This is a genomic window from Bacillus sp. HNG, from assembly GCF_003400205.1.
Lineage (GTDB): Bacteria > Bacillota > Bacilli > Bacillales > Bacillaceae_L > Ferdinandcohnia.
The window spans coordinates 98,835-116,369 of record NZ_QUQV01000012.1; the positions used below are offsets into that span (position 1 = coordinate 98,835).

The 17,535-nt window shown below is 40.0% G+C and carries 12 protein-coding genes; 9 read left to right on the plus strand and 3 right to left on the minus strand.

The genetic code is table 11. From position 1 onward, the window contains the following. Window positions 1-25 precede the first annotated feature (25 nt). From DZB84_RS19065 to DZB84_RS19075, 3 genes are all read left to right on the plus strand, one after another. Entirely contained in the window at window positions 26-811 is a 786-nt protein-coding gene (locus DZB84_RS19065; RefSeq protein WP_189655307.1) for a C39 family peptidase, read from the plus strand. Between the two features lie 19 nt (window positions 812-830). Continuing rightward, window positions 831-1,538, plus strand: a complete 708-nt coding sequence (gene cuyB / locus DZB84_RS19070) for a cysteate racemase (RefSeq protein ID WP_116353904.1) — start codon at window positions 831-833, stop codon at window positions 1,536-1,538. A gap of 282 nt (window positions 1,539-1,820) precedes the next feature. Next, on the plus strand, window positions 1,821-3,128 hold the full coding sequence (locus DZB84_RS19075; RefSeq protein WP_116353905.1) for a murein hydrolase activator EnvC family protein: 1,308 nt from the start codon (window positions 1,821-1,823) through the stop codon (window positions 3,126-3,128). An 86-nt stretch (window positions 3,129-3,214) separates the two neighbouring features. Here DZB84_RS19075 and DZB84_RS19080 read toward each other — a convergent pair whose 3' ends face one another. Then, window positions 3,215-3,940 carry a Crp/Fnr family transcriptional regulator gene (locus DZB84_RS19080; protein WP_116353906.1) on the minus strand — a complete coding sequence of 242 codons (726 nt, stop codon included), beginning with the start codon at window positions 3,938-3,940 and terminating at the stop codon, window positions 3,215-3,217. A gap of 446 nt (window positions 3,941-4,386) precedes the next feature. On the opposite strand from DZB84_RS19080, the gene DZB84_RS19085 reads away from it, so the two are divergent. Continuing rightward, window positions 4,387-7,227 carry a 2-oxoglutarate dehydrogenase E1 component gene (locus DZB84_RS19085; protein ID WP_116353907.1) on the plus strand — a complete coding sequence of 947 codons (2,841 nt, stop codon included), beginning with the start codon at window positions 4,387-4,389 and terminating at the stop codon, window positions 7,225-7,227. Further along, window positions 7,224-8,471 carry a 2-oxoglutarate dehydrogenase complex dihydrolipoyllysine-residue succinyltransferase gene (gene odhB, locus DZB84_RS19090; RefSeq protein WP_116353908.1) on the plus strand — a complete coding sequence of 416 codons (1,248 nt, stop codon included), beginning with the start codon at window positions 7,224-7,226 and terminating at the stop codon, window positions 8,469-8,471. Before DZB84_RS19085 ends, odhB begins: the two co-directional genes overlap by 4 nt. Before the next feature lie 236 nt (window positions 8,472-8,707). On the opposite strand, the gene gdhA is transcribed toward odhB, so the two are convergent. Further along, window positions 8,708-10,087 carry an NADP-specific glutamate dehydrogenase gene (gdhA, locus tag DZB84_RS19095; protein WP_116353934.1) on the minus strand — a complete coding sequence of 460 codons (1,380 nt, stop codon included), beginning with the start codon at window positions 10,085-10,087 and terminating at the stop codon, window positions 8,708-8,710. A gap of 231 nt (window positions 10,088-10,318) precedes the next feature. On the opposite strand from gdhA, the gene gltC reads away from it, so the two are divergent. From gltC to DZB84_RS19120, 4 genes are all read left to right on the plus strand, one after another. Next, window positions 10,319-11,224, plus strand: coding sequence for a glutamate biosynthesis transcriptional regulator GltC (gene gltC / locus DZB84_RS19100; RefSeq protein ID WP_116353909.1), 906 nt, complete (start codon window positions 10,319-10,321; stop codon window positions 11,222-11,224). 492 nt (window positions 11,225-11,716) lie between these two features. Beyond that, entirely contained in the window at window positions 11,717-12,472 is a 756-nt protein-coding gene (locus DZB84_RS19110; RefSeq protein WP_116353911.1) for a DeoR/GlpR family DNA-binding transcription regulator, read from the plus strand. Then, on the plus strand, window positions 12,469-13,380 hold the full coding sequence (pfkB, locus tag DZB84_RS19115) for a 1-phosphofructokinase (RefSeq protein ID WP_116353912.1): 912 nt from the start codon (window positions 12,469-12,471) through the stop codon (window positions 13,378-13,380). The genes DZB84_RS19110 and pfkB overlap by 4 nt, the downstream gene beginning before the upstream one ends. A gap of 15 nt (window positions 13,381-13,395) precedes the next feature. Then, window positions 13,396-15,258 (plus strand): PTS fructose transporter subunit IIABC, encoded by a 1,863-nt coding sequence (locus tag DZB84_RS19120; protein ID WP_116353913.1) that lies wholly within the window; start codon window positions 13,396-13,398, stop codon window positions 15,256-15,258. Between the two features lie 43 nt (window positions 15,259-15,301). On the opposite strand, the gene DZB84_RS19125 is transcribed toward DZB84_RS19120, so the two are convergent. Next, window positions 15,302-17,392: a metallophosphoesterase family protein gene (locus DZB84_RS19125; protein WP_116353914.1), complete on the minus strand. Its 2,091-nt coding sequence runs from the start codon at window positions 17,390-17,392 to the stop codon at window positions 15,302-15,304. Window positions 17,393-17,535 lie beyond the last annotated feature (143 nt).

Here is a 17,535-nt window from a genome sequence, read left to right on the forward strand (position 1 = left end):
AGAGTGGGGGAAGGGGCAGATAGAAGTGAAAAAAATAGTAACGGGATTATTATTTTTGAATCTCATATGTGTCGTTTATTTATTATTGAATGTTGAAACTGTTAAGGGAATTGCTAGAAGTGTGATTTCTGGAACAGATGGCGTGTTTTCTGGGTTTACAACGGTGTATGCCCAGGAAGCTAATCCATATCGTGAAGTAGTAAATGGTAAAATTGAGGTGTTTATTCCAGTTGACAAAGTACTCCAGTTACCGGAGTTGCCGAATGGCTGTGAAATTACCTCGTTAACTTCGGTGTTAAATTTTTATGGTTATGACGTTTCTAAATTAGACATGGCTGACAATTATTTACCGAAGCAGCCCTTTAAGACAGTCAACAATGTATTGTATGGACCAGATCCGAATAAAGCATATGCTGGAAACCCACGGCAATGGAGTGGCTTCTTTTCCTATGCGCCTCCGATTGTAACAGCAGCACAAACCTACATAGATAAGGTAGGAGCTCAATTAGAACCCATTGATTTAAGCGGGAGTTCACGTGATGAAATCATGATGGAGCTTGAAGAAGGGAACCCTGTGGTCGTTTGGGTAACCTTAGACCTAAGTAAGAAGAAAGTGAATTATTCTTGGAATATTCACGAGACAAACGCAACGTTCAATGCTCCGACGAACTTACACGCTGTTGTCCTAAATGGCTATGTAGGAAACAAGGTGCACGTCATGGATCCATTGCAGGGGCAAATTACGTATGATGCGGATGCGTTTTTTGCAAGCTATGAGGACTTAGGGAGTCATGCAATGACGGTTAAGTAATTAGGAAATGGGTGTAAACATGGAACAAAAAACATTAGGTGTAATCGGTGGCATGGGTCCAAAGGCAACCTCTGTTTTCTTTGATAAAATTGTTAATCGAACAGAGGCTCATCAGGACCAAGATCATCTCAATATGGTCATTCTTAATCATGCAACCCTTCCAGACCGAACCCGTGCAATTCTTACAAATACAGGTGAAACGTTTTTAAATGCCGTTAAAAATGATTTCAAGCTGCTAGAAGCAGCAGGAGTTGCGAACATTGCCATTCCTTGTAACACTTCTCATTATTTTTACAATGAGTTGCAAAAAATGACGAAGATCCCGATTATCAACATGGTCGAAGAAACAATAAAGGATATCCATGATATGTATGGGGAGGGCGCGAGGATCGGTATCCTTGCTACAAACGGAACGATACAGAGTGGAATCTACGCGGATGTTTGTGAGAAGTATAAGCTAAATCTTCACGCCCCGAATGATAGCTTACAAGAAAAGGTCATGGACATTATTTATAACAATGTCAAAAGTGACCTAGATGTTGATTCGAGTCAGCTAGAAGAGTTGATTATGCACCTTGTTGAAAAAGAGAATTGTAAAACGATCATTTTGGCATGTACGGAACTATCCTGTATAAAATTAAATGATGAAGCAGCAAAGTATAGTATTGATGCGATGAACGTACTAGTGGAGAGATCCATTGTACGCTCGGGCAAACATCTTAAATAAATGTTCGATGAAAAACTCGTCTAATAAGGCGAGTTTTTTATATTTATGAAGTGCTATACGTGTCTCCTTTGTTTGTCGAAAAATCTTTACTGAATCCAGTGTTATCAACATATTATGAAATATATTTGTAATATTACTTTGACGTTTTGAGACAAATTTTTATGTTATAATACAAAACATGAGAATATATAGCAAAATATGATATTTGTGGTGATGGGCAAATATGTTGTCACCAATTAAAATGATAGATTGCTAGGTTGGTAGAAGGGGGATGCTATTTCGTTGAAGCGCAAACTTCTAATGGTTGGAGTAGGTATATCAATAGGACTCGGAAGTTTATTGACGGCCATGCCTAATACTGCATTAGCGATTCAAAAAAATGAACAGCTAGAAAGTGAAAAGAAGGAAGTTCAGGAAAAAAAGTCAGAGTTAGAGTCTGAAATTACTCAAAAAGAAGAAAAAATTGGTGAGATTAAACAACAAAAAGTCGGTGTCGAGCAGGAAATTAAACGACTTGATCTTGCCGTTAGTGAAACCCGCGGCAAAATTGATGGAACAAAAGCACAAATCCAAGAAACAAAAGAAGAAATTGAACGTCTTGAGGCTGAAATGAAGGTGCTTGAGGAACGGATTCAAAAGCGGGACGAGCTGATCAAAGAACGCATGCGCAGTCTTCAGCAAAGTGGTGGAGTAGTTAGCTATGTGGATGTGTTGCTCGGCGCTAAAAGCTTTAATGATTTCATTAATCGGATTAGTGCAGTATCTACATTTGTACAAGCTGACCGTGAAATTATGAATGAGCATGAAGCAGACATTAAACAACTTGAAGAAAACAAAGCAGAGGTTAAAACCTTACTTGCACAGCAAGAAGACCAGCTAAAAGAACTTGACCGGTTAGAAGTTCAGCTACAGGGTCAAATTCAAGAACAAAACAAAGTAATGGCCCAATTAGAGGTTGAGGAGCAAAAGATGCACGAGGAGCTCCATGCTCTGGAGGATGTTGGAGAATTATTAGCCGCGCAGGAAAAGGCAATCCAGATGGAAATCAACGCATGGAACCAAAGGCAAAAAGAGCTTGAAGAGCAGCGTAGAAAAGCTGAAGAAGAGCGGAAAAAAGCCGAAGCGGAAGGGACTACACCGCCTCCATCACCACCTCCTGTCGTGAATAACGGGGCATTTATGAACCCGACAACAGGACGCTTAACTTCAGGTTTTGGAATGCGTTGGGGAAGAATGCATTTTGGAATTGATATCGGAAAAGGTGGCCGTGTAGGAAATGTTCCAATTTATGCAGCGGCAAGTGGTACAGTTACACGTTCCCGTTTAGAAAGCAGTTATGGAAATGTCATTATGATTACCCATTATATCAATGGACGTCAAATGACAACCGTGTATGCCCATTTAGATCAGCGTTTTGTTTCTCAATATGACCGAGTCGAACAAGGTCAATTGATTGGCTACATGGGGAATACAGGTGACTCGACTGGTCCACATCTTCACTTTGAAATCTATGACGGACCATATAGCCCTTCCCAATACAGTGGAGGACATTCAAACGCAGTCAATCCACTTCAATATGTGTCATTTTGATGATAAAAGCGCCTGACCATAGATGGTCGGGCGTTTTTGATTTTGATACAAAAACGCCCCACATTTCCAAATGTGGGGTTATACCTTTATAATGTTTTTGCCTTCTTTTTTAAGCCCTCAAGATCAAGGATGTGAATATTCCTTTGACCATTTACCTCAATTAGGTTCTCTGCTATGAACTTTACAAACTTTCGGCTGATGGTTTCAGGTGTTGTGCCGATAAGAGAAGCCAAAACCTTTTTTGTTATAGGAAGCTTAAAGCGACCATCTTTAGAACGAACTCGGTTATTAAACAAGAGGAGTACACTTGCTAACCGTTGTTCGACCTCCATTAAGCTTAGTAAACTCATCCACTCGTCAGCTTGATAAATTCTTTCGTTTAAAGCCCGCATGAAGCGTAGCGCCATTTTATGATTGCGCTCTAATGTATTAAAAAAGTCCTGTTTCTGAATGGTATAGATAACGGTGTCATTAATCGCAACCGCATTAGCATAATGATTTTCTGATTGAAGCATTGCAGACTGACCAAAAAAATCGTCAGGGAATAAGAGACGAACAATTTGTTCCTTGCCGTCCTCTGCCACCTTTGTGATTTTGATAATGCCCTCTCCAATAATATAGAGAGTGTCAGAAGGATCACCTTCTCTAAAAATCACATCGCCTTTTTGATAATCTCGAATTTGAACGACCCTTTGTAAAAGAATCATTTCCTCCTCATTTAATCCTTGAAAAATAGGTACCTGACAAATATAGCTTGGATCATGTGGACTGCTAATCATACAGAACACTTTTTCTCCTTTCAAAATGCCCATAAAATGCGGACTCCTGTTGTACTTTAGTTTACCTACCCTGCCGAAGTCTAAACGGACTTTTGGTTCTAAAAGTGTAAGTGGATCAACAACTTTTCTAACGGTTCCTTTACTTCAAGTGGAATGTTGTACTACAATAGAGACTTCACTTTATGTTATTCCAAATCATGTATTTTTCTTTTGCAAAATTCCTTCGAAAACTTGATTTATATCAAGGAAACTTTCTGCTTTCAACTATAAGATAAGGATAACATATTTAATCAGAATTATGACTATATAATGACTCTTATTTTGCCTATTTTTCTGGCTTTTTTCTGGAAAATTCCAATGTAAGCATTTTACTAGAAATTAATTGGAAATGGGGTATAGTATGGGTAGACGTCATAGTTCAAAAAATTTGTCTATTAAGTATTACAAAGTATGAATGTAATATGGAGGCTAACAACAAAATGGATAACCAACAAAGGAAAAATGTGTGGGAGTCATTCTATGGCCCAAACATGGGTTATGTCTTTGACATGTATGAAAAGTACAAGAATGATCCAAGTTCAGTAGACCCATCTGTGAAAGCGCTTTTCGAAGAACTTGGTCCACCACCAGCAGATGAGAATGCAGCAACAGTAGAATTAGTAAGTGGGGGTATCTCACCGAAGACAATCAAGACGATCACATCTGGAAGTAAATTAATCAAAAACATTCGTGCGTATGGGCATTTGGCAGCTGATATCTATCCGCTTCGCACTAGACCGAAACCGGATACAAGCTTTTTAGAGCCTAGCTACTACAACCTCACGAAAGAAGATTTAATGGATATTCCAGCGACATATATATGGGAGGAAGCTCCTCCATCCGTTCAGACTGGATGGGATGCCTATGAGCATTTAAAAGCTGTTTATACGCAAACCATTGCTTATGAATTTGGACATGTTGATGCTGAAGATGAAAGACATTGGTTAAGACAGCAGGTTGAAATCAATGGAGTGGGCTTAAAACTCAGTGCCGATGAAAAGAAACAACTTGCAGAGCGTCTAATGAATGTGGATGGCTTTGAAAAGTTCTTACACAAAACATTCGTTGGCCAAAAGCGTTTCTCAATCGAAGGATTAGATATGCTGGTACCAATGCTGGAACGTTTAATTCAAGAAGGCAGTAGTGATGGTACCGACAATATTATGATCGGTATGGCTCACCGCGGCCGATTAAATGTGTTAGCACATGTTCTTCACAAGCCGTATGAATTGATTTTCTCTGAGTTCCATCATTCACCAAACAAAGATTTAATCCCTTCTGAAGGCTCACGAGGAATTAACTATGGTTGGTCTGGAGACGTGAAATATCACTTAGGAGCTGATCGTAGATTTAAAGGTCCTAAGGAGCATGTAACACATATTAATCTCGCGAACAATCCAAGTCACTTGGAGTTCGTAAACCCTGTTGTATTAGGGATTACTCGAGCTGCACAGGACAACACTAGAAAAGCAGGATACCCTGTTCAAGATAAGCAAAGCGCAATTAGTGTTCTTATTCATGGTGACGCCGCATTCCCTGGAGAAGGTGTTGTAGCCGAAACATTAAACTTAAGCAGATTGAAAGGCTATGAAACTGGCGGAACGGTCCATATCATTGCCAATAATATGGTTGGATTTACAACCAATAATACAGATTCTCGTTCAACACGTTTTGCAAGTGATCTTGCGAAGGGTTATGAAATTCCGATCGTACGTGTCAATGCAGATGACCCTGAAGCATGTCTTTCAGCGATTCACTTTGCTTATGAATACCGTAAGCGTTTTGAAAAAGATATTTTAATTGACTTAGTTGGATACAGACGTTTTGGTCACAACGAAATGGATGACCCAAGTGTAACACAGCCATTATTGTACAAGAAAATTACAAATCACCCTGTTATAGCTGATAAATACGGTAATGAACTTGTTGCTGAGAACGTTATAACAACTGAGGAACTCACTGCAAAACGTGAGGAATTCATGCAAAGTCTGCAATCAATTTACGATGATTTTGTAGAAAATGAAGAGCGTGTGAAGCCGAAGAAGCCAAAAGCTTTATCTGCTATTCCAGAATTCGATACAACAGTACCTGCCGAACTATTACGCAGCATGAATAAGGGATTATTGCAATGGCCACAATCTTTAACTGTGTATCCAAAGCTTGAGCGTATTTTAAAGCGCCGTGAAACTGCTCTGGATGAAGACAACAAAGTAGACTGGGCATTGGCTGAAACACTAGCATTCGGATCCATTCTTGCAGAAGGAAAAACAGTTCGCTTAACGGGTCAGGATAGTGAAAGAGGAACCTTTGCTCATCGTCATGTGGCATTGAATGACTATGAAACTAATGAAAAATATATCCCATTACACAATATACCAGAAGCAAAAGCTTCATTCTCCATCTATAACAGCCCATTATCTGAAACTGCTGTTCTTGGATTTGAGTATGGGTATAGTGTTCAAGATGAGAATGCGCTTGTCCTTTGGGAAGCACAGTTTGGTGACTTTGTGAACGTAGCTCAGCCAATTATTGACCAATTCATTTCTTCAGGTCATGCGAAATGGGGTCAAAAATCAGGTCTTGTAATGCTTTTACCACATGGATATGAAGGACAAGGTCCAGAGCACTCAAGTGGTAGAGTAGAGCGTTTCTTAAATGCAGCTGGAGAAAATAACTGGATAGTTGCGAACGTAACAAGTGCTTCACAATATTTCCATTTATTAAGAAGACAATCCTTGCTTACTTCAACTGATGAAGCAAGGCCATTGATTGTAATGACACCAAAGAGTCTACTTCGTCATCCACAAACAGCTTCATCACTAGCTGATTTAACAAATGGAAGCTTCAAGCCATTACTTGAGCAGCCAGGAATGGGAACTGAGAAAGAAAAAGTAACACGCGTAATACTTTGTACTGGAAAAGTGGCAATTGACCTAGCAACAGAAGCGGCTAACTTACCTGCTGAACAAGCACAAAGCTTGCATATTGCGAGAGTGGAACAACTGTATCCATTCCCTAAGAAAGAGGTAGAGGAATTAGTTAGTCAGTATCCAAATCTTAAAGAGGTTGTTTGGGTTCAAGAAGAGCCTAAGAATATGGGAGCATGGCCAGCTCTACAACCAGTATTAATGGACGTTTTATCTGAAGAGATTAAAGTAGATTATATTGGTAGACCGAAGCGTTCAAGTCCAGCTACGGGCGACCCAGATATTCATAAACAAGAACAAGCTTGGATCATGCAAGATGCATTGCATACAGACAAAGGAGGGAATCAGCAATGATCGAAATTAAAGTACCGGAATTAGCTGAGTCCATTACAGAAGGAACAATTGTTGAATGGTTAAAAAAAGAAGGCGAACTCGTTAACAAAGGTGAGTCAATCGCTGAACTTGAAACTGACAAAGTAAATGTTGAAATTAACAGTGAATATACAGGGGTTATTAAGGAATTCTTATTCCAACCAGGTGATAATGTGGAAGTAGGTCAAGTGATTGCGAAGCTTGATGAAAATGGTTCTGAATCAAGTGCTCCAGCGCAAGAAGCAGCACCATCTGAAGAGCCTAAAGCGGCTGCACCAGAAGCAAAACAAGAGCCAGTTGCACCTGAATCTACAGAAGAAAAAGGCAAGCAAGCCATTGCTTCACCTGCAGCTAGAAAAAGAGCAAGAGAGCTTGGCATTGACTTAAATGAAGTACCATACAAAGATCCACTTGGTCGCGTTCGTGTTGAGGGAGTAGAAGCTTATAAGCAAGCACAGGCAGCACCAGCTCCAGCACCTGCAGCAAAACAACCTGCAGCAGCACCAGTGGTAAATGACGATCCACGTGTAGAACGTATTAAAATGTCTAGACGTCGTCAAACCATTGCAAAACGTCTTGTTGAAGCACAGCACACTGCTGCAATGCTAACAACATTTAACGAAGTAGATATGACAGCTGTGATGGATGTAAGAGCTCGTCGTAAAGATGCTTTCTTTAAAAAGCATGGAGTTAAACTTGGTTTCATGTCCTTCTTTACGAAAGCTGTTATCGGTGCATTAAAGGCATATCCATTTGTTAATGCTGAAATTCAAGGAAACGAAATTCTTCTTAAAAAGTTCTACGACATTGGTATTGCTGTTTCTGCAGAAGAAGGGCTAGTTGTACCGGTTGTACGTAATGCTGACACATTAAGCTTTGCAGGTATTGAAAGTGAAATTGCCCGCCTAGCAGAAAAAGCAAGAAATAACCAATTAGGTTTAAGTGACTTACAAGGTGGTACATTCACCATTACAAACGGTGGTACATTCGGTTCTCTAAATTCAACACCGATTATTAATGCACCACAGGTTGGTATTTTAGGAATGCACAAAATCCAAAGACGCCCAGTGGTTGTAGACGATAAAGACACTGTTGAAGTTCGTCCAATGATGTATGTGGCGTTATCTTATGACCACAGAATTATCGACGGTAAGGATGCTGTAGGATTCCTTGTAAAAGTAAAAGAACTATTAGAAGATCCAGAAGATCTATTATTAGAAGGTTGATCATAAGAAAAGCGCAAGCGCCTTGTCCAGCCCCGACAAGCATAAGAAAAGCCGGCGAGAAGGATGCCTTTTATCCTTCTTGACGGATTGGCTTATGACCTCGAGGGGCTAGGCGCTGGAGCTGGACAATAAAAATAAGGCACATGCTCCAATTGGGGGGCATGTGCCTTTTTAATGGGGACAAAAAACGCTGTTTCCCTTAATTGAGAAACAGCGTTTGTATGTTTATATTTGAATTAGATTACACCGTGAGCAATCATTGCGTCCGCAACCTTTAAGAAGCCAGCGATGTTAGCTCCATAAACAAGGTTTCCAGGATGACCGTATTCTTCAGCAGCGTCCATGCTGTTGCGATAGATGGAAGCCATGATATCTTGTAGCTTGCTGTCCACTTCTTCGAATGACCAAGAAAGTCTCATACTGTTTTGTGACATTTCAAGAGCAGAAACGGCAACTCCACCAGCATTAACAGCTTTCGCAGGACCAAAGAGAACATCACTTTCAATGAATAAATCAATTGCTTCTAATGTAGAAGGCATGTTAGCACCTTCACCAATGGCTTTAACACCATTTGAAATAAGCATTTGAGCAGAATCACGATCAATTTCATTTTGTGTTGCACATGGTAATGCAATATCACAAGGAATCGACCAGATACCTGAGCAGCCTTCAACATATTCAGCTTCTGGATGCTCTACCACATATTCCTTAATACGTTTACGTTCTACTTCTTTGATACGTTTGATTGTTTCTAGATTTAAGCCATTCGCATCGTAGATATAGCCGTTTGAATCACTACATGCAACAACCGTCGCACCAAGCTGCTGTGCTTTTTCAATGGCATAGATGGATACATTACCGGAACCTGATACGACAACTGTACTTCCTTCGAAACAAAGTCCTTGTTCTTTCAGCATTTCTTCTACAAAATAGACAGTACCGTAACCTGTTGCTTCAGTACGAACTAAGCTTCCGCCGTACCCAAGACCTTTTCCAGTAAGCACGCCTGCTTCGAAGCCCCCACGAAGTTTTTTGTATTGACCGAACATGTAGCCAACTTCTCTTGCTCCAACACCGATATCTCCAGCTGGAACATCGACGTCTGGCCCGATATGTCTGCTTAGTTCTGTCATAAAGCTTTGTGTAAAACGCATAATTTCGTTTTCTGATTTTCCTTTCGGGTCAAAATCAGATCCACCTTTACCACCACCAATTGGAAGACCAGTCAAGGAGTTTTTCAAGATTTGCTCAAAGCCGAGGAACTTAATAATGCTTGCATTTACGGAAGGGTGGAAACGCAATCCGCCTTTGTATGGGCCAAGTGCGCTGTTAAACTGAACACGATAGCCACGATTCACGTGAATTTGACCTTGGTCATCAACCCAAGGTACTCGGAATGTAATCATTCTTTCCGGTTCTACGAGTCTTTCTAAAATGGCGTGCTTCATATATTTTGGATTTTTAGCAAATACAGGTACAAGCGAAAGGAAAATTTCTTTCACTGCCTGGTGAAACTCAGGTTCGTGAGGATTTCTCTTCTTAACCTCCTCATATACTTTGTTCATATAATCGGTTGCTTGTTTTAACTCTGGTACAGGAATAGACTGTTCGATCATAGCCATCGTGTACATTCACCCTTTCTTTGCTATATATTTTTTAGGGATGTTCAAAAAATACAGTGAACTTTTCATGCTTCTTTTTGAACACACACTTCAGTCAAAATCAACGGACAAAATTTTATCTGTAAATTCTTGATATTAATCATTGTATAATGAATAATTAATCTAAACAATATTAATAAAAGATATAAACGATGCCGAAATGAGATGAATCGAGGAGGAAGCCCATTGGAACTCAGACAACTCACCTATTTTATTGAAGTAGCTAAGCGAGAACATGTTACGGAAGCAGCGAATTCCATGCATATTGCACAATCAGCGGTAAGTAGGCAGTTATTCAATTTGGAAGCGGAATTAGGCGTAGATTTATTTATACGAGATGGACGAAATGTGAAACTAACGCCGATTGGAAGAGTATTTTTAGATCATGTTGAGCAAGCATTAAATGTTTTAGATAATGCTAAACGTGAGATTGAAGAATATTTGGACCCAGAACGCGGTACGATTCGAATTGGATTTCCAAGTAGCTTGGCTGCTCATACATTACCAACAGTTGTATCGGCATTCCGAGACAAGCATCCTAAAGTGAAGTTTTCATTGTCACAAGGGAACTACTATTCATTAGTTGAGCGTGTCAAAACGGGTGAAATTGATATGGCATTGCTTGGACCCGTACCAAATCAGGAAAAGAAACTCATTGGAACCACTTTGTTTACAGATAGAATGGTAGCACTTTTGCACCGCTCACATCCACTGTCATCCAATAAGTCGTTGAGTCTAAGTCAGCTAAAGGAAGAGCAATTTGTGTTGTTTCCAAATGGGTTTGTGTTACGAGATATTATCGTAAAAGCATGTAACCAACTTGGCTTTCAGCCGACCGTTTCGTTTGAAGGAGAAGATATTGATGCAATCAAGGGACTTGTGTCAGCAGGACTTGGAATTACAATTATACCTGAAGTAACCTTGATTGAAAATATTCCACACTCAACTGTGAAGCTCCCGGTTGTACACCCAGAAGTTACCCGTTCAGTAGGAGTTATTATTCCCAGAGAGCGAAAATTGCTTCCGACGGAACAACTCTTTTACGACTTTTTAAAGGACTATTTCTCATTTTTAGACAAATTTCAATACTGATCCTCGTTGTATTTCCTCGGAAATAGGAGGAACTTGTCGATTCGTAGGGAGCCTAGTAGTAGAGGCTCCCTGAAGATTATTGTCAAACCCCTCATACAGCCTTCGCTTGGCTCCACTCGTCCGCTCATAAGATCACTCAAAGTAAAGGAATTTTCAGTTTTTTTCTTTTTCCTCCTTTCTAACAAAATGGTTGTTCTTAACTTAAAGTTTATAAGTCGAGGCAGGATGATTTCCGCTTCTGGTACTCGCTTTCTACGGGCGATCCGCAAGCCCTTCAGGACTACACGATGTATTCCACGACCTTGGAAATGCACGCAATTTCTTCGTGCAGTGTAGTTTCAAGGAAGCAAACTCAACGTCCTGTGGGAACCCCTTGTGTGAGAATGGGTAAAATTTCCCTTGAGTGTTTTTGGTTGAAAGTGAACGTTTTTGATTGATTTATAAAAAAGGCTTCAATATAATGAGAGTACAATCCATTAAGGAAGTGACATGATGTTAACTCCAGAAAGACATCAGCTTATCTTATCCTTATTAAAGGAACACGGTGTTGTGAAACTTCAAGAGTTGATCGAAAGAACAAACTCTTCGGAATCAACAATTCGTCGTGATTTAGTGCAGCTTGAACAAGAAAATCAGTTGAAAAGGGTTCATGGTGGAGCGGCTCTTTTACATGGAAATCGAACAGAGCCGAGTTATAAAGAAAAAACAGCAAAGAATATAAAAGAAAAAATAGCGATCGCTAAATTTGCTTCTCAGCTTATTCAAGAGGGTGATTCTATTTTTCTAGATGCAGGGACAACTACACAGGAACTCATCCCATTTCTTGACCAAGAGGGACTTACAGTCGTAACAAATGGAGTAAATTTAATTGAGCCATTGCTTGAAAAAGGAATCGCAACCTATCTCATTGGTGGGATTATTAAACCACAAACGAAAGCGATGATCGGGAGTAGAGCGTTATCGAGCTTGAACCTATATCGGTTTGATAAATGCTTCTTAGGAGTGAATGGGATTGATTTGAAATATGGCTTTACAACCCCAGATCCTGAAGAAGCACTGATTAAACAAACGGCTATGGGCTTGGCGAAGAAAAGTTTTATTTTAGCTGATCACACAAAATTCAATGAGGTTTCATTTTCAAGAATTTCTTCATTAAAGGATGCCGTTTTAATAACAGATGATGGATTAACCAAAAAGGAACTAACATCCTATCAGGAACATATCAACATAAAGGTAGTGACAACATGATTTACACAGTTACATTAAACCCCTCCATCGATTATTTTATCGAGTTGGATGACTTTAAGGTAGGAGAACTAAATCGCATTAAAAACGATCGAAAAAGCCCTGGCGGAAAAGGGATAAATGTTTCAACCGTATTGCAAAATGTTGGAGTAAGTAGTGTTGCCTTAGGGTTTGTTGGCGGTTTTACAGGAAAATTTTTAGCTGATACGTTAACGGAAAAGAACATCCAGACGGACTTTGTAGCTGTTGAAGGTGACACTAGAATCAATGTGAAGCTACATTCAAATTTCGAGACAGAGATAAACGGCGCTGGTCCAAAAATAACATCTGCCGAGCTTGAGCAACTTTTTGAAAAGTTTAATCAGCTACAAAAAGGAGATGTGTTGGTACTAGCAGGAAGCATTCCTTCTTCGTTGCCGTCCACATTGTATCAGCAAGTCGCAAACAACTTACAGGACAGGGAAGTTAAAGTTGTCGTGGATGCTACAAAAGATTTATTAGTCGAAGTCCTTCCTTATAAGCCTTTTTTAATCAAACCCAATCATCACGAACTAGGCGAAATATTTGGTGTTGAGATAAAGAGTGCAGAAGAAGCTATACCTTATGGGAGAAAGCTCATTGAAATGGGAGCGGAGCACGTCATTGTTTCGATGGCGGACAAGGGCAGTCTGCTATTTGTAGGAAACGAAGTCTACTCTGCAAATGTTCCAGAAGGAAAGCTTGTTAACTCGGTTGGTGCAGGAGACTCTGTCGTGGCAGGTTTTATTGCATCTTATTCAAAAAATCAAAACGCAACAGAAGCCTTTCGCTTTGGAGCAACGGCAGGTAGTGCAACAGCCTATTTAGAAGGATTAGCAACAGAAGAGAAGATAAACGAATTAATTTCACAAGTACAAGTGAAGAAGTTATAGAAAGGAACATGCAGTATGAGAATTACGGATCTGTTGAAGAAAGATACAATTATTATTGAACTTTCTTCTTCATCAAAAGCCGAGGTCATCGACGAATTGGTCTCAAAACTTGATGAAGCTGGACGATTGCAAGATAAGGAACAATTCAAACAAGCCATTTTAACAAGAGAAAGCCAAAGCACAACTGGAATTGGTGAAGGAATTGCCATTCCGCATGCGAAGACTGCTGCGGTGAAAACACCAGCGATTGCGTTTGGACGTTCGACTAACGGAATTGACTATGAATCATTAGATGGACAGCCAAGTCATTTATTTTTCATGATTGCCGCAAGTGAAGGGGCGAATAATGCGCATCTTGAGACATTATCAAGCTTGTCTTCATTGTTAATGGACGTTGGTTTTCGTGAAAAATTAATGAAGGTACAAAGTCCAGATGAACTCATCCAAGTTATTAATGAAAAAGAAAGTGAGTCGGAAGAAGAAGAAGCCCCAATTGAGAAAAAAGAGGGACAGAAAAAGGTTCTTGCGGTGACAGCTTGCCCGACCGGAATTGCCCATACGTATATGGCTGCAGACGCATTAAAAGCGAAGGCAAAAGAGATGAACATTGATTTTAAGGTTGAAACGAATGGTTCAACTGGTGTAAAAAATGCACTTACCCAGGAAGAGATCGATGAAGCAGTAGCCATTATTGTTGCTGCTGATAAGCAAGTGGAAATGGCTCGTTTTAATGGTAAAAAGGTCATTCAAGTTCCTGTTGCCCAAGGGATTCGCATTCCAGAAGAATTGTTAACAAAAGCCGTAAACCAGGATGCGCCAACCTACCATGCCGAACAAACAACCAAGCAAAAAGCAGAAGGAGGAGAAAGAAGTGGTTTCTATAAACACTTAATGAACGGTGTCTCCAACATGCTTCCGTTCGTTGTTGGTGGAGGTTTGTTGATTGCCATTTCATTTATCTTTGGAATCAATGCATCTGACCCGAATGATCCATCTTATAACCCGATTGCTGGTGCTTTGATGACAATCGGAAGTGCAAATGCTTTTCAATTAATGATTCCTGTATTAGCTGGATTTATTGCAATGAGTATTGCTGACCGCCCAGGGTTAGCACCAGGTATGATTGGTGGTTTAATGGCGACAACTGGTGGAGCTGGATTTTTAGGCGGACTTATTGCAGGGTTCCTCGCTGGTTATGTTGTACTCTTAGTAAAGAAAGTTGTTTCAGGTTTACCTTCATCATTTGAAGGACTTAAGCCGGTATTGATTTATCCATTCTTTGGAATTTTAATTACAGGTGCAGTCATGTACGTTCTAGTAGGTCCATTAAAATATATCATGGATGGGCTGACTGCTTGGCTTGAAGGATTAGGAACTGGAAACTTAATTGTACTTGGTTTAATACTAGGCGGAATGATGTCGATTGATATGGGTGGACCAATCAATAAGGCTGCATTTACCTTTGGTATTGCGATGATTGACGCTGGAAATTACGCACCACATGCAGCAATCATGGCTGGTGGAATGACCCCACCCCTAGGACTAGCTTTAGCGACTACACTATTTAAAAATAAATTTACAAAACAAGAACGCGAGGCTGGAAAAACAGCTTACTTCATGGGAGCGTCGTTCATTACTGAAGGTGCAATCCCATTTGCAGCAGCTGACCCCGGACGTGTTATCCCGTCAGCTGTAATTGGATCTGCAATAACTGGTGCGCTAACAATGCTGTTTGGAATTGGGTTACCTGCTCCACACGGAGGGATTTTTGTCATTCCGTTTGTGACAGGTAGCTGGATGTTATATGTACTTGCGATTATCATTGGTACAATTGTTACAGCACTGTTAGTTGGATTCTTAAAAAAGCCGATTAAATAAAGATGTGTACCCCGTGCTAAGGTGAGCACGGGGTTATTTTTGATTATGAGAGTGGGATAGGGTCATAGGTGATGATATGGTTTGTTTGTAGTAATTCATTTTTAACAGTGTCCTGAGTGAGGATGAGATGTCCGAGGTTATTCTCGGTTTCAATAATGGGACCTTGGTTTGTTGATAAATATCTGATTTTTTCTTTCCACGTAAAACTGGCTGGACAAGTTTCCTTTCTTTTTTGCTTTACGATATCGTAGGTCTCATCACAATATCGATTGATTTCCTTGTTTCTTCGTTTAGCTGCATTTATTGTAACAATTGCCTTCATTAATCCACCTTGTATGCCGGAAAAGCTCATATTGTTCATTGGACTACTTGTAAATTGGTAGAGGCAAAGGTTTTCGCCGTTATTGAATTCGACATTGGTTTTAACAGCAGATGCGTAATGGACATCGCCTGATAAAATAAAGCAATGACTAGGATGCCACTCTTTAATCTGGTTAAGGAGTTCGCTAAAACCTTCTCCGTTATATTTCCAAGACTCGAAATCAAAAGCTGTTGTCACAGGGACCCCAATTGATTTTAATGGATAAATATATTGATTGAGAAAAGACTCGATTAAACCAATTCCATAGACAGGTGCTGGAGAAACTACTAGGAGTGGTTCTCCATTTTTCCATCCGCTTGTGTATAAACAATCTGTAATCGAATGCCAACCTTGATCACCGATGAGTTGTGGGGGACGATCCTTTTCTTTGATGTTTCGACCAAGGGATACAGGAAGTGGGGAAGGATCGTATTTTCTCTGTGTTCGCGTATCGAGAAAGATTGAAGTTGGATTTGTCGGTGCGACAAAATGCCATTCATCAAAATTCCAAAGTGCTTCCTCCCACACTTCATGGGAACGTGAACTTGAATCATAGCTTTTGCTATATTTCCACATCGTACGAAGAAAGGATTGATCAAATCGGTCAGGGTCATTACCCCATGCTTGAAATAACCAGTAAGCCATAAGCCCGTTGGCAATAACATGTCTTCCGAGGTTGGATTGGTGTACACTGCTCTTCCAATGCTGGCTAATATTCCAATCGTCTGTAATATCATGGTCATCGAAAATCATATAAGTTGGAATATTGGCAAGTAATCTTCGCACCTTTGAAAGAGTTTGATACGTTTCCTTCACATCGGCGACATGCTCTTTATACTCTTTTTTGTAAATCTTTTCTTCTCTTTTTCGCTTATCTTTCATCTTTTTTTCGTAAATGAAATAGATTTGTTCCTTCTTGGTGGCTTCCTTAAATGAAGGGAAATCTTCACCGCCTACAGAAGCATCCCACAGCTCGGGTGACCAAGATAGTAAATATAATGTTGCGTATTCACCAAATGTCATCGCATGATTACCTGAATGTGAGGAGGTGAATTTGCAAAAGCGCTCCATGATATATTGTCTTCCACGAGTTTGAAAGATTGATTTTTTAAAAGGTTTCTCGTTAAGACAAGGTTCAATTTCAGTAAGTTTTTCATCTTTTCCAATCAGCTTTTTACCGGCTTTCACCATGATAGGAAAAACCGGATCAGGCACATCATCTGCATAAATTTGATCTCCCATTAGAAATAAGGCGCTGGGGCGTTTCTCGAGGTCAAGGAAATTCCTTTCAATTGTTTTGTCTCCTTGACTAAGAGCATCCTCACCTTTCCCATGAAGCTTACGACATGATCCATATAGGAGGTTCGTTTGTTTTTGGTAGGAATCAGGAATAAAAAAACTTGGAAATGGAAGGTCTCCATATGTGATTGAATTTGGTACGTCTTTCCCTAAGAGACCGAAATCGTATAGGTCCTGAATTTCAGCATTCCTTTGAAAAAGGATATTATACCCAAGTAGTGTATCTACAGGAAATTGAGTTTCGTGTGGTGTCAGTTTGATAAGGCTGAAATAAAGATGTTTCCCTGCACGAAATGTGGTGGTTTCAGAATTACAATATATTTCATGGTACGAAATAGTTGTACCCTCATTCTTTTCAATTTGATACAGCTTTGCACCAAGTTTGTATCGTTTGCTTAATACAATCCAAATATAGATGTGAGAAGGCTCAACACGACGCAGGATTGGCCCCGATAAAATCGTTGGTATATCCATCTGGTTCACCATCCCATTTTGTTATTTCTATATAACTATTCATGGGCCAAGGGGACGGTTCTTGTGGATCTGGAAAGTACGTACTGTTGGGGAGGAGGACATGACCGTGAAAAGGGTCTAGAGGTACATCGCAGAGAGAAAAA